Below are 19,269 nucleotides of genomic sequence, written 5' to 3' on the forward strand. Positions count from 1 at the left end.
CATTTTGCTTACCGTTTCGGATAAGCATGACCCAACCAAGATTCCGCAACAAAAACCAAAATAAATATCAACTGAAAAACTATACCCATCAAAGTAAATTTATATAAAATAATTTCATTATAATCCGCAATTTACCTTACAAATTAATAACAAATGCATTATACTGAATACATATTTTTTACCTGCCTTCATTCAACCAAACACATTTAATAATTTTATGTTGGTTTTTTTAACCCTCATTTCCCTCTGCGGATTTTTCCTGTCCAAATACTTTAAACTCGGGCCGTTTAATCCGTTTACCCTTTACTTCGGCGTTTGGTCCGCTATTTTTGTGGCCTACGCATTCTTTCAAGATACCTACCGCCCAATCTCCGACGATTATTTATTCATCCAAATCTGTGTGCAGCTCGTAGCTTTTTTTATGATGATCTGCGCCCGGCCGTTTAAACCCGGTTTTATGCCCATTCCCCCGCGGTACCAATTAAACAAAAAAATTTTTACTTTAATCCAGCTGGCTCTAATCGCCGCGTTGCCAACGTTTTACCAAATGGTTGTCGATTATGCAGGAGAAAGCATTTTTACCAGCTCGGGCTACACCCGCTTACGCTATGTGTTTAATAATGAAGGCAAAGACATGGGTAAACTGGGCTACCTCTATACACTGGCATTTTTAAGCGCATCGGTGGGCGTGTATTACGCCGCGAAAAAAGAGCTGAACAAATGGCAGACAATATTGGCCGTGTTGCTCGCCCTGATTTATGCCTACCTCACCACAGGGCGGACATTCTTTCTGATGATCTTTATTTTCACGGTTACCCCGTTGGCCGTGATGGGCAAAATCCGCTTGAAAACTTTGGCCGTTTTAGGTTCGGCACTTTTGGGCACATTCTTCTTAGTGGCCTCGCTAACTTCAAAAGGCGCATCTCCCGACGCGTCTTTAAGCGACAACATTGCCAGCTTTATCGAAAGCGCGCACAGCTACTTTATCGCCCCTTTCGTGGCGCTTTCCATGATTACGGAAGAATTGAAAACGCTCGCTTTCGGCGACTATTCGCTGCGCTTTATACTGAGCATACTCGCAGCATTCGGCCTAACCGATCCGCCGGGCCCGATTGTGAAAGGCTACCAATTCACACCCGCCCCAACCAACCTTTATACGGTTTACGAAGTGTATGTGCGGGACTTTGATGTGTTCGGATTTTTCATACCCCTGATTTTTTTACCGATACATTGGATACTCTACAAACAGGCGCGTAAAGCCAATGATTTTTGCATGATTATTTATGCCATCTCGCTTTATCCCCTGCTAACCCAAATGCTGCAAGACCAATACATGACCCTGATTTCCACTTGGATTCAAATATTCTTAGGGTGCCTGCTGCTGATTAGCAGAAAAAGAGCTTAGCAGGCATCCATATGTTGGATCATTTGGCAAGCCGTAGGAAGACTCAGAAAAACTTCCTTTTCAGTCCCATTTGTAAATGCTTTTGGGGCTTAGGAAGCAAAATTCATTTTAAAGGATCTTTCCGCAACATTCCCAACAGCACTTTGTACAAATCATCATGTCTGTGATTGAAGCGGAACTCGGTTTCTTTTAAATGCAGGTAAAACGTATGCTTCGGCACACCGTTAAACTGTACCAAGCGATGCTTCGCGTAGCTCCAAAAGGATTCAATACCGTTGATATGCTGAGTACCACGGGCAAATTCATTAGGGGCTGTCCTAGATAATTAGGGTTATTCAAAAGCATTTAAAATAACCCTTATGAAGCCGTTTAAGTCAGTATAAACAACACAAGCTAATCGAGCTGTTCGTTGCCGGCGTAACAGCTAGAACAGCAGCGGAATTAACAGGTGTTCATAGAAATACTGCCGCTTACTACTTTCATCGTCTACGTTTGCTGATTTATCAAAACAGCCCGCATTTGGAAATGCTCGACGGTGAAATCGAAGCCGACGAAAGCTATTTTGGTGGCCGTAGAAAAGGCAAACGTGGTCGCGGTGCAGCCGGAAAAGTGCCGGTGTTCGGGCTGTTAAAGCGAAACGGTAGGGTTTATACCGTCGCCGTTCCGAATACCGAAACGATCACCTTACTGCCTATTATCCGAGAGCAGGTTAAGCCTGACAGTATTGTTTATACGGACTGTTACAAAGCTATGATGTATTGGATGTCAGCGAATTTAACCATTTTCGTATCAATCACAGCGCACATTTTGCGGACAAGCAAAACCACATAAACGGCATTGAGAATTTTTGGAGTCAGGCAAAACGTCATTTACGTAAGTTCAATGGCATTCCCAAAGCTCATTTTGAGCTGTATTTGAAGGAGTGCGAATGGCGTTTTAACCACAGTGAAATAAAGTCTCAATTATCCATTTTAAAACAATTAGTAAGAGAGAATTTGACCTGGTTATCTAGGACAGCCCCATTCATTATCACCATGACGTACTCTGAAATGCTTCGCGAAGCCCATATCGACCAATCCCTGATAACCGCGCCATCCATCAGTATTGATGACGCTCTCAACAGAGATATGTCCTCTGATAACCTTTTGTAACGTTGCTTTTGAAGCATCGGAAACGATTTCGGTATAAACCTTGTCACCTCGTTTGAGTATGCCGAAAACAATCGTTTTACCTCCTGCACCTCGCCCGCGTTTGCCTCGGATACGTTTTGCGCCGAAATAGGATTCGTCCAATTCCACTATGCCGCAGAAAGGTGTCTGCCACTCACATTCGTCAGCCAATCGTCGCCGTAGTTTCAGGTACAGGCTGTTGATGCTTCTGACGCTGATTCCTGTAAGTTTGGCGGTGTCGGAAGCAGTCAGATCCAAGGAGAAAAGCCGCAGGATTTGCCGGAATTTGGGCTCGGTAATTTTGCTGAACTTTTGGTACTTATTTTTTTAATTACATTTCAGAAGCTTACCACTGAATTTGGTGATTTTGCTTCCTAAGACCCTTGCAAAATAATCATGCATAAAAAACAACAAAAAGTTATAATTTGCGCGTTTATGTAAAGAAAGCGCAATTTTATGCAGCAACTTAAATTGGCTATTTCCGGCGCACAAATTCTTTTTGTCGCCTTTGGCGCTATGGTTTTGGTGCCGATTCTCACAGGGCTTAATCCTGCTATGGCACTTTTGGGCGCAGGCATCGGCACGCTGTTGTTTCAAGCTTTTGCCAAGCGCAAGGTACCTATTTTCTTAGGTTCCTCTTTTGCCTTTATCGCACCGATTATTTACTCGATGCAGGAATGGGGAATGGGCGGAACCATGTTCGGCCTGTTTGCCGCGGGTTTTATGTATTTCCTGTTTGCCGCTCTCATCAAATGGCGGGGTTTGGACGCAGTAAACCGCCTGCTCCCGCCCGTAGTTATCGGCCCTGTGATTATGGTGATCGGTTTATCGGTTGCGGTAGTGGCCAGCCAAATGGCGATGGGTCAGGCAGGCGGAGAACAAAAATTCGATTATGTTCAATCTCTGCTGCTTTCCGGTTTCACTTTCTCCGTAACCGTTATTATCGCTGTGTTCGGCAGCCGCATGATGAAGCTGATACCGATTCTAATCGGCGTGGGCAGCGGTTATCTGGCTGCCCTGGCAACAGGCTTTGTGGATACGGCCGGTATTACCAACGCGCCATGGTTTGCCGTTCCCGAATTTCATACGCCGGAAATCAACTGGCAGGCTGCGCTCTTCATGCTGCCGGTCGCCATCGCTCCGGCCATAGAACATATAGGCGGCGTAATGGCGGTGGGCAAAGTAACCGGCGAAAACTACGCTCAACACCCCGGCCTGCACCGCACTCTTGCCGGCGACGGTGTGGGCGTGTGTGTGGCGGGTTTGATCGGCGGCCCGCCGGTAACGACTTACGGCGAAGTAACCGGCGCTGTAATGCTGACCAAAAACGCCAATCCCGTCATCATGACTTGGGCGGCGATTTTTGCAATTTTTATGGCGTTCTTCGGCAAATTCAACGCCTTTTTGGCCTCTATTCCGCTGCCTGTAATGGGCGGTGTGATGATTTTGCTGTTCGGTACCATTGCCTCGTTGGGTCTGAAAACCTTGATTGACGCACAAGTTGATTTAATGCGTCCGAAAAATCTGGTGATCGTCAGCACCGTGCTCACAACCGGCGTAGCCGGTGTGGGTTTGTGTGCCATTTTGGCAATTATTCTGAACCTGATTCTGCCGGATAAAAAAGCCTGATTAATTTGCCAATCATGCCTGTCTGAAAGTTTTCAGACAGGCATATGCGGTACAATCCCTTCATCATTCACCTACCTTCCCACCCGTGCATATGTCCAAACGCAAAACCTATCTGCTGCTGACCGCGCTTTTTACTTTGTTATTCATTGCTTTGGTAACATTAGGCAGCTATCTTCTGTCAATTCAGAGCAAGCAGTTCGGCATTGCGGCTTTCCTATTCGCATTCGGCGCCGTATCCGGCCAAGTCGGCAGCCTCGCTCTATTTCTGCGCGAACATGCCCGCCATAAAATCATGCAGGCCGCTGCCTCACAAACAAAACAGGATTCCGACCATGTTTGAAAAAATCGTACTTGCCAGCGGCAATGCAGGCAAACTGCGTGAATTTTCCCGCCTGTTTGCCGAAAAAAACATCCAAATTCTGCCCCAATCGGATTTCAACGTGCCCGAGTGCCCCGAGCCTTATCTGACTTTCGTTGAAAACGCCCTGGCCAAAGCCCGACATGCCAGCAAACATGCCGGCCTGCCTGCGCTGGCTGACGATTCCGGCATTTGCGCCAACGCCCTCGGCGGTGCGCCCGGCATATTCTCCGCCCGCTTTGCCGGCGACAATCCGAAATCCGATGCGGCCAACAATGCAAAATTATCCGCGGTGCTTGCCAATCAAGCCGACCGAAGCTGCTACTATGTTTGCGTATTGGTTTTGGTGCGCCATGAACACGACCCGCAGCCCATCATTGCAGAAGGCATCTGGCGCGGCACATGGCAGCCGGAAGCCGCCGGAACCAACGGTTTCGGCTACGATCCGCATTTTTATGTGGCCGAACACCATAAAACCGCAGCAGAGCTTGCGCCGGAAGTTAAAAACGCCATCAGCCACCGCGCCCAAGCGCTCAACGAATTAATGGGCAAAATCAGCGCCGCACAATCCCAAACCTAACACCATGCTTCCTATTTCTTTTTCCCAGCCCGGCCGGCTCACCGCCCTGCCGCCCTTGTCGCTATATATCCATATTCCGTGGTGCATCCAAAAATGCCCTTATTGCGATTTCAATTCGCACACCATCAAATCCGCACTTGACGAAAACCGCTACATCCAAGCCCTGCTTACCGATTTGCAAACCGAGCTGCCGAATATCTGGGGTCGCACGGTGGAAACCGTGTTTATCGGAGGCGGCACACCCAGCGTGTTTTCCCCCGAAGCCGTCAACACCCTGCTCTCCGGCGTGCGCTCGCTCCTCAAGCTGCAGCCGCAAGCCGAAATCACTTTGGAGGCCAATCCGGGCACATTCGAACGTGAAAAATTCCAAGGCTTTAAAGACGCGGGCATTACCCGGCTTTCCATCGGCGTGCAAAGTTTTGATGATGCCTGTCTGAAAGCTTTGGGCCGCATTCACAACAGCACAGAAGCGTGCAAAGCCATCGAATCCGCACGAAACATTTTCGAGCGGGTCAACATTGATTTAATGTATGCCCTGCCGAATCAAACCCTCGAAATGGCCCGTCATGATATTCAGACAGGCATTGCCACCGGCGTCGGCCACATCAGCGCCTACCATCTCACCATGGAGCCCAACACCCCTTTCGGCCACACCCCGCCGCCCGGTCTGCCCCAAGACGAAACCGCGCTCGATATTGAAGACACCGTGCATCAATCTTTAGCGGAAGCAGGCTTCGAACATTATGAAACTTCCGCTTTCGCACGCCCCGGCCAACAGTGCCGCCACAACCTGAACTACTGGCAATTTGGCGACTACATCGGCATCGGCGCAGGCGCGCACGGCAAAATTTCCTATCCGACCCATATCGAACGCACCACCCGCCGCCGCCATCCGCAAGATTACCTGGCCGCCATGCAGAGCGATCCTTTTAGCGCCATCGAACGCAAGCCCGTTGCCGCCGAAGATTTGGCATTTGAGTTTATGATGAACGCTTTAAGGCTGAGCGCAGGCGTACCCTCCGCTTATTTGGAAGAGCGCACGGGCGTCAGCGCCGCTCAAATCGCCCCCCAAATCAGCCGTGCCCAAAAGCTGGGGCTATTGGAATGCAACCCGCAGCGCTTTGCCCCCACCGAACATGGCAAACGCTTTTTGAACGATTTACTGCAATGTTTTCTATAAACTTTCCGCCGCGAGCCGCCTACATGATTTAACGCTTTGCACACACTCGGCAACTTTCAATCCGCTCAAGTAAAAACTATTTTTACTGTTTCAAAAGTAATGATGTATAAATGAAACAATCCAATCGAAAAGCTTAGCATCTTGTCATCTTGCGTTGGACAAACTTATGAATAATAGGCAGAATTGCCAAGTCGTTCAGACAAGCTTTAGATTAATCAATATAACAATGAGGTGATGAATATGCCCCAAACAAAATTACAGGTAAACGGAATGTCTAGCCGCGATGACGCGAAAAAAATCATTGCAAAAGGCGAAACCGTAGAAAACGTCCGCATGGTTAATGCCAACTACGAAACCGGCGTGGTCGTGGTAACACACTTCGAAGGCTTCGACTCAGCAACATTCAAAACGGCCATTAACGAGCTTGGTTTCAACGCAGCCTAAACAACCTGCCCGAAACAATAACCGGTAATAAACAAAATGCCTGTCTGAATATTTCAGACAGGCATTATTTATCCACTTCTCACAAATCTACTATCTGCGATACAAATCCACCATCTTGCGCGCAGCCGCCACGCATTCTTCCACACCGGCCACCAAAGCAATCCGCACATAACCCAAGCCCGGATTGCCGTGCGCCGTGTCGCGCGCCAAGAAACGGCCCGGCAGCACCTGAATGCCTGCCTCGCCCAACAGCTTTTTCGCAAAAGCCAAGTCATCGCCGTCAGGCACTTTCAGCCACAAATAAAACGAAGCTTCCGGCATGTTTACCTCAAACGCCTCACGCAATATCGGCAGCACTTTGTCAAACTTCTCCTGATACAAGCGGCGGTTTTCGGCCACATGCGCTTCATCGTCCCAAGCGGCAATGCTTGCTTTCTGCACCGGTACGCTCATCGCGCTGCCGTGATAAGTGCGGTACAGCAAAAACGCTTTGAGCAAATCCGCATCGCCGGCCACGAAACCCGAACGCAACCCCGGCACGTTGGAGCGTTTCGACAAGCTGGTAAACATCACGATATTTCTGTTGCCCCGCCCCGCCGCTTGCGCCGCCTGCAAACAGCCGATGAGTTTTGCACCGTCGAAGTAAATTTCGGAATAGCATTCGTCCGAAGCAATCACAAAATCATATTTATCCTGCAAAGCAAAAAGCGTGTTCCAATCTTCCTGCTGCATCACGCTGCCGCTCGGATTGTTCGGCGAGCACACAAATACCAGCTTCACACGCGGCCAAATATCTTCGGCAATTTCTTCCCAAGCAGGAATAAAATCCGGTGCATAGCAGTTGGCAAAACAAATTTCACCGCCGCCAAGCAAGGCCGCGCCTTCGTAAATCTGATAAAACGGGTTCGGGCTGACCACCACGTCTTTACCGTCGGCAGTCGGATTCAGCACCACTTGCGCAAACGAAAACAAAGCTTCCCGGCTGCCCAGCACCGGTAAAATCTCGGTTTCAGGGTTCAGAACCAAGCCGTCGTAGCGCCGCGCTGCCCAGCGGGCACACGCTTCTCGCAGTTGCGGCAAACCGGCGGAAAGCGGATAAACCGACAATTCAGACAGGGTTTCGGTTAGCGCATCGGTAATCACTTTCGGCGTGGCATGTTTCGGCTCGCCGATATGCAGCGGCACCAAATCCACACCTTCCGGCGGGCAAACGCCCTGTAAAGCTTCGCGCAAACGGGCAAACGGGTAAGGTTTCAGGCTGTTTAACAAAGGGTTCATGATATTTGGTCAGGGGTTGTGTTCGGGAAAGAAAGTTTAACACAGCTTTGCACAGCACTTAATGCCTGTCTGAAAACTGCCTACGGCAGAACAGGCTTTCAGACAGGCATTACCATGTTATGATGCCTCATTGATAACGCTCATAGGAAGCATCATGCGCCATTGGCTGATTCCTGTTTTGGCCGGCTTTGCACCGTTTGCCTCTGCACAAACCGCCGAAAAAACCTGCTCCGCTGAGAAAACAGCTGAAATCGTGGCGCAGGCACACGGCGGCGCCACACAAGTAGCAATTGATTGCTCCGTCATCCTGCCTTCAGGCAGCCGCATCAGCAAAGAATTGGTGTTTCAAGGCGAAGCCGCTTCCAACATCACATTTGATTGCAACGGAGCACACATCGTGCGCCAAAGCGGCAGCGGCGACAACGTGAAAATCCGTTCCATCCTGCACAACGGCCAATGGCAGCGTCCGCAAAACCTTACCCTGCGCAACTGCAATATTCAGGGCGCACTGCGCATCAGCGGCATGGACGACGATACTTTGCGCACCGTTTCCCGCCGCCCCGACGCCACCCAAAGCATTCAGGCCGCCGCGCCTGCACACATCACCCTGGATAAAGTCAATATCACGGGCAGCCGCCGCATTCCGCTCTACCTGCGCCCCGGCGCCACCTACATCACAATCAAAAACAGCCATATCGGCGGCCAATCCGACGGCCCTGCGGTGTATTTCGATATGGAAAGCGCCCGCAATGTTTTTGAACACAACACCGTGGAAGTCCGCACCAAGCGCGAGCAGCTTGCGCTCGACGGATCCGCACACAACACCATCCGTCACAACCGCTTTTTGTCTCCTTACAAAGGCGGCATTTTCCTCTACCGCAACTGCGGCGAACGCGGCGTGATCCGTCATCAAACGCCCTCGTCCAATATCATCAGCGGCAATTATTTCGCCAACAAACAGGCGGGAGCCTACCGCCCGATTATCTGGGTTGCTTCGCGCAACGGCGGCAAATCCTATTGCGGCGACGATGCAGGCTACGCTCTGGGCAGCAGCGCCGACGACCGCGATTTTGCCGAAAACAACCGGATTACCGGCAACCGCTTCGACACATTCTGGCCGCGGTTTACCGTCAAACAAAGTTGGCAGCCCAACCACATCTCCGATAACCGCGGAAAATAAACCACGCCTGTCTGAAACCTTGCAAAGGTGTTTTCAGACAGGCATATGTTGTTCAATTTATAAACACACCTAAAAAACAGTACGTCGGTTATCGTTAAACCACTTCCGCCAGAGCCGCCCACAAATCCCGCTTCTGCGCCGCTTTCAACTGCTTAACTTTCGCCTCCAGCCTGGATGCCGACGATTTGGAAAGCGCTTGGCTGACCAAACGCATTTCAAGCGGCTTCCTGATACGCGTGTACTTCGCACCCTTACCCGCCAAATGGGCGGCAAATCGGGCTTCTGGGCGGTTGCTGATGCCGCAATAAAGCGCACCGCCTTCACACAAAATCAGATACACACACCAATCGCCACACTCGGTATCGGGCTTTTGTAAACGGTATTCGGCAGTATCGGGCATATTTCGGCTTCACTTTTAAGAATGCCTGTCTGAAACATTTTCAGACAGGCATTTGCGGTTGGTTACAACATCTACTGCCCTGCGGCATCCTGCGTATGGCGTTTCAAGCCGCCGCCCAATGCTTTATACACATCGGCCAGATTTTCCAAACGGGTCAGCTGCATGCTCAGCAATCCGGTATCGGCGCTGTAACTGCTGCGTTCCGCATCCAATAAATCCAAAGCGCTGGATACACCGTGTTTATAACGCAAACGCACCAGCCGCAAAGCATCGGCTTGAGATTTGCTCTGCTTTTGCGCCGAAGTATAGCGTTTGTCGAGCTGCTCCCGCGCCACCAACGCATCCGACACATCTCTAAACGCATTTTGCACCGCCCCTTCATAAGCGGCCACTTGAATCTGCTTGCGGATTTTGGCGGCATCCAAATTCGCTTTGTTGCTGCCCCAATTGAAAATCGGCAGATTAATGGCCGGTGCAAAAGCCCAAGTTCTGTTACCGCCTTGAAACAGCCCGCTCAACTCGGTCGAACCCGTGCCGATGGTGCTGGTTAAGCTGATACTGGGGAAGAATGCCGCCCGCGCCGCGCCGATATCTGCGTTGGCCTGTTTTAAAGCAAACTCAGCAGCCCGGATATCCGGCCGGTTCAACAACACATCGGAGCTTAAACCGGCAGGCAGCTTGCTGATTTTATACTGTTTGTCCAGCGGCAAACCGGCGGGCAGGTCTTGCGGTATCGGCTGGTTGAGCAACACGGCCAAAGCATTGCGCGCTTGTTCTCTAGCCTGCACGGCCGCTTCATAATCGGCTTTGGCCGACTCAATCAAAGCTTCCTGCTGGCGCAAATCCACCGCAGAAATCACACCGGCTTGATGTTTCAAGCGGGTCAACTTATAAGTCTGCTCCCGCGATTGCAACACATTTTGCGCCAGCTTCATGGTTTCTTCGGCGTAACGCTCGTTGAAATAGGCTTTTGCCACGGAAGCAATCAGGCTCAGATGCGCGGAATCACGCGCAGCCAAACTATTGAAATAGCCTTGTTTGGCCGCTTCCGCATTGCTGCGCACTTTGCCGAACAAATCGATTTCGTATGCAGTAATGCCCAAGCCTACCGTGTATGCCGAAGTAACCATCGATCTGCCGGTTGCGCTCAAATCCTCCGCCACCCGCGCGCGCTGGCCTGTAGCGCTGGCATTGATGCCGGGCAGCAAGTCCGCACGCTTAATCAGATACTGCTTACGCACGGCTTCTGCGTTTAATGCGGCAGTGCGCAAATCCGTATTGCGTTCGAGTGCAATCTCAATCAGCCGGTGCAGGCGCGGATCGGCGAAATAATCCTGCCAACCCAAATAAGCAGCTTGAATGCCGGTTTCCGGCTGCCTGTCGTATTTAAACGTTTCGGGTATATTGACCTGCGGTTCCTCATATTTGGGAATCATGGTACAGGCCGACAAGGCCGCGCTCAAAGCCACTGCGCTGAAAACAGGTTTAAATTTGATTGTTTTCTTCATAACTTAATCCCTCTGCGTACCACGTTCGTCAACCAACACGGCAGATGTGCCGGAAGAAGCCGCCAATTCAGGCTTTTGCCCTCCGCCTTTAAACAGCTTGCGCACCACCACATAGAAAACCGGCACCAGGAAAACCGCCAATACCGTACCGATAAGCATGCCCCACAATACGGTCGTACCGATCGCACGCTGACTCGCCGAGCTGGCACCGGATGCAATATAAAGCGGCACCACGCCCAAAATAAAGGCAAAAGAAGTCATGATAATCGGGCGGAAACGCAAGTGTGCGGCTTCCAATGCGGCTGCAATCACGCCCTTGCCTTCCGCTTGCAGATCTTTGGCGAATTCGATAATCAGAATCGCGTTTTTCGCGCTCAAACCGATTACCGTAATCAGGCCGACCTGGAAATAAATATCGTTGAGATAAGCAGGCGGCACACCAAAAGCCATACCGAGCAGATTTCGGCCGGATACGCCCAATACCACGCCCAAAAAGCCCAAAGGCACTACCAAAATTACGGCCAAAGGAATCGACCAGCTTTCATACAAAGCAGCCAGCGCCAAAAACACAGCCAAAATCGCAAACGTGTACAACAAAACAGTTTGCGCGCTGCCTTTGGCTTCTTCGCGGGATTGGCCGCTCCATTCCAAACTGTAACCTTCCATTTCGTCAACCATGCGCTGCACCTCGGCCATCACCTCACCCGAAGAGTAGCCGGATGATGCCGCGCCACTGATTTTCATAGCGGGATATCCGTTGAAACGAACACTTTGCTCCATACCGTTTTGCCATGCTGCCGTGGCAATGGTGGAAAGCGGCACAGCAATGCCTTGCTTGTTGGTTACCGTTAAAGCCAGAATATCGTCGGGCTGCATGCGGGCGGAAGCATCAGCCTGCACAATCACCCGCTGCAAACGGCCTTGGTTGGGAAAATCGTTTACATAAGAAGAACCGATCGCTGCAGACAACACCGAGCGGATGTTGGAAAAATCAATACCCTGGGCGGCGGCGGCTTGACGGTCGATATTGATCTTCAGCTGCGGCGCGTCTTCCAAGCCCGAAGCACGCACATTTTGCGCATCAAACATGGGGTTTTGCCGCATTTTGGCAATCAGCTCGTTGCGTTTGGCCAATAATGCGTCGTGGCCACTGTTGTTACGGTCTTGCAAATACATTTCAAAACCCGAGCTGGTGCCCAGCTCCATAATTGCCGGAGGGTTAAGCACCATGGCAAAACCGTCCCGCACGCTGCCCATCAATGCACCGGTAATCTTGCCGGCCACCGAAGCCGCATCACTGCCCGCAGCCTTGCGCTCACTCCAATCTTTGAGCGTTATAAAACCGAAACCCATGTTTTGCCCTGAACCTGCAAAGCTGAAACCGGAAACGCCAATGAAATTTTCCACTTCCGGCATCGACATAATCACATTATTCGCAACGGCCAAAGTCGCGTCGGTACGCTCTTTCGTCGCTCCAGAAGGAAGTTGCACCATCATCATCAAACTACCCTGATCTTCTTCCGGTAAGAATGATGTAGGAATACGGAGAAACACGACACCGGCCACTACCACCAAAGCCGCGTAAACAATCATCATACGGCCGGCTTTGTTTAAGAATCTGCCAACCCAGCCTTCATAACTGTGTGTGCCGCTGCTGAATTTTCGGTTGAACCAACCGAAAAAGCCTTTTTTCTCTTCATGATGGCCTTTCGGTATCGGCTTGAGCATAGCCGCACACAAAGCCGGTGTGAGAGAAAGAGCAAAGAAAGCCGAGAATGCAATGGCAATCGCCATGGTTAATGCAAATTGTTTGTAGATATTGCCGGTAGCTCCGCTGAACATTGCCAAAGGCACAAACACGGAAATCAACACAGCCGTGATACCGATAACGGCGCCCGAAATCTGCCCCATAGCCTTTTTAGTAGCTTCTCTCGGAGGCAGGCCTTCTTCTGCCATAATCCGCTCTACGTTTTCCACCACAACAATGGCATCATCCACCACGATGCCGATAACCAGCACCATCGCAAACATCGTTAACACGTTTATCGACATGCCCAAATACCAAATCGAAGCAAACGCACCCAATAAAGAAATCGGCACAACAATGGTCGGAATCAACGTATAGCGGATGTTTTGCAGGAAGAGGTACATCACAATAAACACCAGCACAATGGCTTCCAGAAGCGTGTGCACCACTTTTTCAATTGAGATGCTGACAAACTTGGAAGTATCGTAAGGTGCCGACCATTTCATATCGTTTGGGAAATAGCGTTGCAGCTGATCCATTTTTTCACGAACCGCCGCCGCCGTAGCCATAGCGTTGCCGCTGGTTGAAAGCATAACCGCCATACCCACCGCAGGTTTGCCGTTCAGTCTGGTGGCTGTTGAATAATCCTGACTTCCCAATTCGATTTTGGCCACATCCCTCAAATATACATTCGCACCGCCTGTTGTCGAGCGGAGAATAATATTGCCGAATTCTTCGGGTGTGCTCAATTGTCCTTGCGCCGTGATAGTAGCCGCAATCGTTTGGCCTTGCCGGGAAGGCAGTGCACCCATTGTGCCCACTGAAAGCTGTGCATTCTGCGAATTGATGGCAGAAGATACATCTGCAAACGACAAGTTGTAGTTTTGCAGCTTTTTGGGATCAACCCACACCCGCATCGCACGCTGCGAACCAAACAGTCGGGCTTCGCCCACGCCTTCGACACGTTGGATTTCGGGTTTGATATTGCGTTCCACATAATCCGCGATGTCTTCCGTGGTCATGGTTTCGGAAGACATCATTAATACCATCAAAAAGTTGGAACGGGATTTGGAGATAGTTACACCGTTTTGCTGTACGGTTGCCGGCAATAAGGCTGTAACTTCCGCCAATTTATTCTGCACATTCACCTGTGCCAAATCTTCATTGGTTTCCGGCGTGAAAGTCAGGCTTACCGACCCGCTGCCGTTCGACGTGGCGTTGGTAGATATATAATCCAAGCCTTCCACGCCGTTCATGCTGCGCTCGATAATCGACAATACGCTGTCTTCCATTACTTGTGCCGATGCGCCGGGATAAGTGGCGTTCAGTGTAATGGTCGGCGCGCCTACCGAAGGATATTGGGAAACCGGTAATTTGGTTATGGATAAAACACCTGCAATAATCACGAAAATCGCAATTACCCAAGCAAAAATGGGACGGTCGATAAAAAACTTAGCCATAAAAAGCCATCCTTATTGTTTTGCAGCAGATGCCGCTTTCGGTTCAGAAGCTTTTTGAGCTGCTGCCGGAGCGGATGCCGCCTGCGGCATTTTTTGCTGGTTGCCCGGTTGCCATTCCTTCGGCGTGACCTTCTTGGCCTGCATCATGCCTGCAATCGACAAGCCGTCCACAATCACTTTATCTCCCGCTTTCAAACCTGCGGTGATAATCCAATTGCTGCCATCCCTGCCGGACACGGTTACCTCGCGCGGTTCCATGCCGCCTTGGGCGTTCACTATCATAACCGTGTCTTTCTGTCCGCGCGTTACCGCCTGCTGCGGCACCACAAACGAATTGGCGATATTGGCTTGAGGAAGTTTCACGCGCACATACAGACCCGGCATCAACACATCGTCGGGATTGGGTACTTCCGCCCGGATGGTTACTTGTCCGGTGGTTTCGTTTACAGTCGGATCGGCAAAAATCAAACGCCCTTTATGCGGATATTCCGTACCGTTATCCAACAACACAGTTACCGGCACACTGCCTTCGACCATCTGGATTTTGCCGTCTGCCATCTGCTGCTTCATCTTCATAACGGCATCTGCAGACTGGGTAATGTTCACATACATGGGATCGGTTTGCTGAATGCGCGCTAAAACCGTAGCATCGCCTGCATTAACCAAAGTACCTTCAGAAACCAGAGCTTGGCCGACATAACCTGAAATCGGCGCAGTAATGCGCGAATAATTCACATTAATTTGGGCAGACTTAATCGCCGCTTTCGCAGATTTCACACTGGCTTGAGCCGCACGCTGCGCAGCCACGGCCGCATCAAATTCCTGTTTGCTTACCGCATCGGCCTGCACCAGCGGACGGTAACGCGACACATCCGAATTGGCTTTGGCCAGCGAAGCCTGAGCCGAAGCCAATTGCGCCCGCGCACTTTCCAAGCCTGCCTGGTAAGTGGCATCGTCTACCTGATAAAGTGCCTGCCCTGCGCGCACATAGCTGCCTTCTTTAAACAGGCGTTTTTTAATGATGCCGCCCACTTGGGGGCGCACTTCCGCCGAACGGCGCGATTCCAAGCGGGCCGGCAAATCTGTGCTGATGGTTTCGGTGGACGGCTGGACGGTTACTACGCCCACTACCGGGGCAGGCGGTTGCCCGCCTTTACCTTGCTGGACACCCTTATCTTGGCCTTTTGCCGTTTCTTCTTGCCCGGCATCCTGTCCCTGCTGGCCGCTGCAAGCGGAAACTGCCAACGCAACGGCCGCAGACAGTACTGCGATATGCTTGAGCTTTGTTCGTGTTTTATTTGAAGTCATGTATATATCCTGCCGTATAAATAAACCTAATTAAGCGCTTCTGTATTTGATAACAATAAGCATATAGTTGATTCGCATAAACCCACAAAAGGTTTAAAGGTTAATTTATGCAATATAATTAAAATTAATTTCCGCATTATACATACATGCTTGCATGTAATAAAGTTATTTTTTATAATCCCTCCCAGTCGCACCCCTACCTTTCTATTTTTCAAACAAAGTTTATTTCATGAAAAAAATCAAAGCAGAAGCCTTAAAAACCCGTGAGTATCTGATGCTTTCCGCGCTGGATACTTTCTATCAAAAAGGTGTATCGCGTTCTTCTCTCAACGAAATCGCTCACAACGCAGGCGTTACCCGCGGTGCGCTCTACTGGCATTTCAAAAACAAAGAAGATCTGTTCGATGCCCTTTTCCAACACATTTTCTCCGACATCAACCGCGAGCTGGAACAAGACATCCAAAACGGCTCCGTAGATATCTGGGCTTCCTTCCGCACGGCTCTGCTCAACGTATTCGACCGCATCGAAAACAACGAAATGCACAGAAAATTTTGCAATATCCTACACTTAAAATGTGAACACACCGAGCAGAACCAAGCGATTGTCAGCCTGATGAAAAGCTATCAGGATATGTGGCGGATCCAGCTTTCCGATACGCTCAATGCCTGTCTGAAACAAAAATCGCTGCCCGAAAACTTAAACATCGAACTGGCCGTTATTTACCTGAAATCCGTTATTTCCGGCCTGATCGACCAATGGCTGTTTTCTCCCGACAGCATCAAAATCAACGACATTGCTCCGGCAATCATAGACATCAGCCTGAGCAACCTTAAAGAAAACCCTTTGCTGCTCCGCAAATAAACCGCCAAAAAACAATGCCTGAGACCTTTGCAAAATTCCCCCAAATCCCCTAAATTCCCCACCAAGACATTTAGGGGATTTTTCATGAGCACCTTCTTTCAGCAAACCGCACAAGCCATGATTGCCAAACACATCGACCGCTTCCCCCTGTTGAAGCTGGAGCAGGTGATTGATTGGCAACCGATCGAACATTACCTCAACCGTAAAAGAACCCGCTACCTTCGAGACCACCGCGGTCGTCCCGCCTATCCCCTGCTATCCATGTTCAAAGCCGTTCTACTCGGCCAATGGCACAGCCTTTCCGATCCCGAACTCGAACACAGCCTTATTACCCGCATCGATTTCCATCTGTTTTGCCGTTTTGACGAACTGAGCATCCCCGATCACAGCACCTTATGCCGCTACCGCAACTGGCTGGCGCAAGACAACACCTTGGCCGAATTACTGGATCTGATTAACCGCCAACTGACTGACAAGGGTTTAAAAGTAGAGAAAGCATCCGCCGCCATCGTTGACGCCACCATTATTCAGACGGCCGGCGGCAAACAACGTCAGGCCATAGAAGTGGATGACGAAGGACAAGTAAGTAGCCAAACCACACCGAGTAAAGACAGCGATGCCCGTTGGGTGAAGAAAGACGGGCGATACAGGCTGGGCTACAAACAACATACCCGTACCGATGCGGAAGGCTACATTGAGAAACTGCACATCACTGCCGCCAATGCCCATGAGTGCAAACACCTGCTGCCTTTGTTGGAAGGCCTAGCCAAAGGCACGACTGTCTATGCCGATAAAGGCTACGACAGTATGGAAAACCGGCAACATCTGGAAGAACATCAGCTGCGGGACGGCATCATGTGCAAATCCCACCGCAACCGGCCGCTGACGGAAGCGCAAATCAAACGTAACCGACATTTATCGAAAACCCGATATGTGGTCGAACAAAGCTTTGGTACTCTGCACCGTAAATTCCGCCATGCCCGGGCAGCCTATTTTGGTCTGAGCAAAGTGAGTGCGCAAAGCCATCTGAAGGCGATGTGTTTGAATCTGTTGAAAGCAGCCAACAGGCTGCGTGCGCCTGCTGTTGCCTGAATAGCAGCTCGAATACCCGATAATCGGGTATCTGAGAAGAATAAAGGGTATTTAGGATGAAAAACAGCCGAAATTCTGTGTTTGGGTTTCGGCTGTTGGACAAAGGGGCTATTTTGCAAAGGTCTCTGCCTGTCTGAAAGCTTTTTCAGACAGGCATTTCTCTATAATAAATCACTACACACTTACTCAGGCATACGCACCAGCAATACCGGCACATCGGCCTTGCGCAACACTCCTTTCGCCACAGAGCCCAACAGCAGGTTCATCATGCCCGTATAGCCGTGCGTACCCATAGCGATCAGGTCGCATCCCGAATCTTCCACTTCATCCAGCACTATATCCTCGATTTTCTCGCCCGCATTCGACAGCACTTTGCTTTCAAAAGACACGCCCGAACCGGCTACCGCACGTTTCGCATCATCCAGTATTTGCCGGGCGGCTTCGCGCACTTTCTCGTTCAGCGCCTCGCCTTCCCAAACCATCACTTCTTCACGTTCCATCCTAAGCAGATCCACCACATGCAGCGCCAGAATCGAAGCGCCGCTCATTTTCGCAACCTTAACCGCCTCTCCCAAAGCATGCATAGAAGCAGCGCTACCATCCACCAAAGCACAGATTTTACGATACATAGCAAACCTCCTTTACAGTTAAGCACATGAAAAACTAATTCTTATGAAATTGAGCTTAACACAAAACTACCCTCACACCCCCCACTTAACTCAAATAAATGCTAATATTTCGGCCAAAATCACCTTGGAGCCGCAAATGCGCGTCATAACCATTGATTTACCGGCAACTTTTTCGTTTCAAACCCGCATTACCGTACAAGTCGGCGACCTGAACTACGGCAACCACCTCGCCAACGACGCCGTTTTGCGCCTATGCCACGAAGCCCGTATCCGCTGGCTGGCAGCGCACGGTTTTACCGAACTTGATGCGGGCGGCGCAGGATTGATTATGAACGAAGCTGCGGTGCAATATACCTCGCAGGCACACCACGGCGACGAACTGCTGGTTGAGCTTACCGCCGCAAACATAAGCCGAAGCGGCTTTACCCTGTTTTACCTGATCAGCCGCCCGACCGACGGCAGCACCATAGCCAAAATTCAGACAGGCATGGTGTGCTTCGATTATGCCGCACAAAAAGTCAGCCGGCTGCCCGAGCCGCTCCGCATGATTCTGATGCCTGTCTGAAAAATTTAAAACACAACACGCATACCTACGTACATAAGGAATACCATCATGAGAACCTACACCCCCGACAGCCCCGAAGCCATGGCCCGCATCGTGTGCATGTGCATCATGGCCGACAGCGACATCGACACCAGCGAATTCGCCGAGCTGCAGCCCGCGCTTTACGAAGCCATCGGGCTTAACCAGCAAGAGTTTATGACCGTGCTCGCCCATTATCTGGAAGACATCGTTTCCGATGCACAAGGCCAACGCATCAACCTGCTGCAACCCGAGCGAGTAAATGCCTTGCTGCAAGAAGTAAACGGCCGCAGCGAGCGCATCAACACACTGGCCACCGCACTGCGTATCTGCAAAAGCGACAATGCGCTCAACAACGCCGAACTCGCCCTGTTCCGCCACATCATGCAGCATTGGCAGCTCGATCTGACCGACCTCGAAATCGAAGTCAGCCTCGCCTAAATATTTTCAGACAGGC

Annotated in this window: 17 protein-coding genes and 3 pseudogenes; 12 read left to right on the forward strand and 8 right to left on the reverse strand. The window is 50.5% G+C overall.

Annotation, left to right across the window (positions count from 1 at the left end):
• Positions 1–217 precede the first annotated feature (217 nt).
• Complete coding sequence (locus EL143_RS09210; protein ID WP_085415870.1) at positions 218–1,405, forward strand: O-antigen polymerase; 1,188 nt, start codon at positions 218–220, stop codon at positions 1,403–1,405.
• Positions 1,406–1,508: 103 nt separating this feature from the next.
• Here EL143_RS09210 and EL143_RS09215 read toward each other — a convergent pair.
• Positions 1,509–1,712: pseudogene (locus EL143_RS09215) on the reverse strand (IS1595 family transposase); the annotation flags it as partial.
• A gap of 89 nt (positions 1,713–1,801) precedes the next feature.
• Between EL143_RS09215 and EL143_RS09220 the strand changes: the two are divergent.
• A pseudogene (locus tag EL143_RS09220) lies at positions 1,802–2,403 on the forward strand (IS1595 family transposase); the annotation flags it as partial.
• Between the two features lie 21 nt (positions 2,404–2,424).
• On the opposite strand, the pseudogene EL143_RS09225 reads toward EL143_RS09220, so the two are convergent.
• A pseudogene (locus EL143_RS09225) lies at positions 2,425–2,874 on the reverse strand (IS1595 family transposase); the annotation flags it as partial.
• 156 nt (positions 2,875–3,030) lie between these two features.
• Between EL143_RS09225 and EL143_RS09230 the strand changes: the two are divergent.
• From EL143_RS09230 to EL143_RS09250, 5 genes are all read left to right on the forward strand, one after another.
• Positions 3,031–4,203 carry a uracil-xanthine permease family protein gene (locus EL143_RS09230; protein ID WP_085415871.1) on the forward strand — a complete coding sequence of 391 codons (1,173 nt, stop codon included), beginning with the start codon at positions 3,031–3,033 and terminating at the stop codon, positions 4,201–4,203.
• A gap of 91 nt (positions 4,204–4,294) precedes the next feature.
• Positions 4,295–4,543, forward strand: a complete 249-nt coding sequence (locus EL143_RS09235) for an NGO_0222 family membrane protein (RefSeq protein WP_085415872.1) — start codon at positions 4,295–4,297, stop codon at positions 4,541–4,543.
• Entirely contained in the window at positions 4,536–5,141 is a 606-nt protein-coding gene (rdgB, locus tag EL143_RS09240) for an RdgB/HAM1 family non-canonical purine NTP pyrophosphatase (RefSeq protein ID WP_085415873.1), read from the forward strand. The genes EL143_RS09235 and rdgB overlap by 8 nt, the downstream gene beginning before the upstream one ends.
• Before the next feature lie 4 nt (positions 5,142–5,145).
• The gene (hemW, locus tag EL143_RS09245; RefSeq protein WP_085415874.1) at positions 5,146–6,321 is read left to right on the forward strand and encodes a radical SAM family heme chaperone HemW; all 1,176 of its coding nucleotides are present in this window, start codon (positions 5,146–5,148) and stop codon (positions 6,319–6,321) included.
• A gap of 270 nt (positions 6,322–6,591) precedes the next feature.
• Positions 6,592–6,765 (forward strand): hypothetical protein, encoded by a 174-nt coding sequence (locus EL143_RS09250; RefSeq protein WP_232001275.1) that lies wholly within the window; start codon positions 6,592–6,594, stop codon positions 6,763–6,765.
• Between the two features lie 90 nt (positions 6,766–6,855).
• Here the strand turns inward: EL143_RS09250 and dapC are convergent, their stop codons facing one another.
• Entirely contained in the window at positions 6,856–8,043 is a 1,188-nt protein-coding gene (gene dapC, locus EL143_RS09255; protein ID WP_085415875.1) for a succinyldiaminopimelate transaminase, read from the reverse strand.
• Between the two features lie 154 nt (positions 8,044–8,197).
• On the opposite strand from dapC, the gene EL143_RS09260 reads away from it, so the two are divergent.
• Positions 8,198–9,223: a right-handed parallel beta-helix repeat-containing protein gene (locus EL143_RS09260; protein ID WP_085415876.1), complete on the forward strand. Its 1,026-nt coding sequence runs from the start codon at positions 8,198–8,200 to the stop codon at positions 9,221–9,223.
• A 94-nt stretch (positions 9,224–9,317) separates the two neighbouring features.
• Here EL143_RS09260 and EL143_RS09265 read toward each other — a convergent pair whose 3' ends face one another.
• From EL143_RS09265 to EL143_RS09280, 4 genes are all read right to left on the reverse strand, one after another.
• Positions 9,318–9,623, reverse strand: a complete 306-nt coding sequence (locus tag EL143_RS09265) for a GIY-YIG nuclease family protein (protein WP_085415877.1) — start codon at positions 9,621–9,623, stop codon at positions 9,318–9,320.
• Positions 9,624–9,694: 71 nt separating this feature from the next.
• The gene (locus EL143_RS09270; protein ID WP_085415878.1) at positions 9,695–11,131 is read right to left on the reverse strand and encodes an efflux transporter outer membrane subunit; all 1,437 of its coding nucleotides are present in this window, start codon (positions 11,129–11,131) and stop codon (positions 9,695–9,697) included.
• A gap of 3 nt (positions 11,132–11,134) precedes the next feature.
• Positions 11,135–14,338: an efflux RND transporter permease subunit gene (locus EL143_RS09275; RefSeq protein ID WP_085415879.1), complete on the reverse strand. Its 3,204-nt coding sequence runs from the start codon at positions 14,336–14,338 to the stop codon at positions 11,135–11,137.
• A 12-nt stretch (positions 14,339–14,350) separates the two neighbouring features.
• Positions 14,351–15,646: an efflux RND transporter periplasmic adaptor subunit gene (locus EL143_RS09280; protein ID WP_085415880.1), complete on the reverse strand. Its 1,296-nt coding sequence runs from the start codon at positions 15,644–15,646 to the stop codon at positions 14,351–14,353.
• Positions 15,647–15,875: 229 nt separating this feature from the next.
• On the opposite strand from EL143_RS09280, the gene mtrR reads away from it, so the two are divergent.
• Positions 15,876–16,508 carry a multidrug efflux system transcriptional repressor MtrR gene (gene mtrR, locus EL143_RS09285; protein ID WP_085415881.1) on the forward strand — a complete coding sequence of 211 codons (633 nt, stop codon included), beginning with the start codon at positions 15,876–15,878 and terminating at the stop codon, positions 16,506–16,508.
• Between the two features lie 84 nt (positions 16,509–16,592).
• Positions 16,593–17,600 (forward strand): IS5 family transposase, encoded by a 1,008-nt coding sequence (locus EL143_RS09290; protein ID WP_126326724.1) that lies wholly within the window; start codon positions 16,593–16,595, stop codon positions 17,598–17,600.
• Positions 17,601–17,782: 182 nt separating this feature from the next.
• Here EL143_RS09290 and EL143_RS09295 read toward each other — a convergent pair whose 3' ends face one another.
• Positions 17,783–18,229 carry a universal stress protein gene (locus EL143_RS09295; RefSeq protein ID WP_085416199.1) on the reverse strand — a complete coding sequence of 149 codons (447 nt, stop codon included), beginning with the start codon at positions 18,227–18,229 and terminating at the stop codon, positions 17,783–17,785.
• A gap of 136 nt (positions 18,230–18,365) precedes the next feature.
• Here EL143_RS09295 and EL143_RS09300 point away from each other — a divergent pair, with 136 nt between their 5' ends.
• Both EL143_RS09300 and EL143_RS09305 read left to right on the forward strand, forming a co-directional pair.
• Positions 18,366–18,794, forward strand: a complete 429-nt coding sequence (locus tag EL143_RS09300; RefSeq protein ID WP_085416209.1) for an acyl-CoA thioesterase — start codon at positions 18,366–18,368, stop codon at positions 18,792–18,794.
• A gap of 48 nt (positions 18,795–18,842) precedes the next feature.
• A complete protein-coding gene (locus EL143_RS09305) occupies positions 18,843–19,253 on the forward strand; it encodes a hypothetical protein (protein ID WP_085416198.1) in 411 nt (136 codons plus the stop codon).
• Positions 19,254–19,269: the final 16 nt, after the last annotated feature.

It is taken from the genome of Neisseria canis (assembly GCF_900636765.1).
Lineage (GTDB): Bacteria > Pseudomonadota > Gammaproteobacteria > Burkholderiales > Neisseriaceae > Neisseria > Neisseria canis.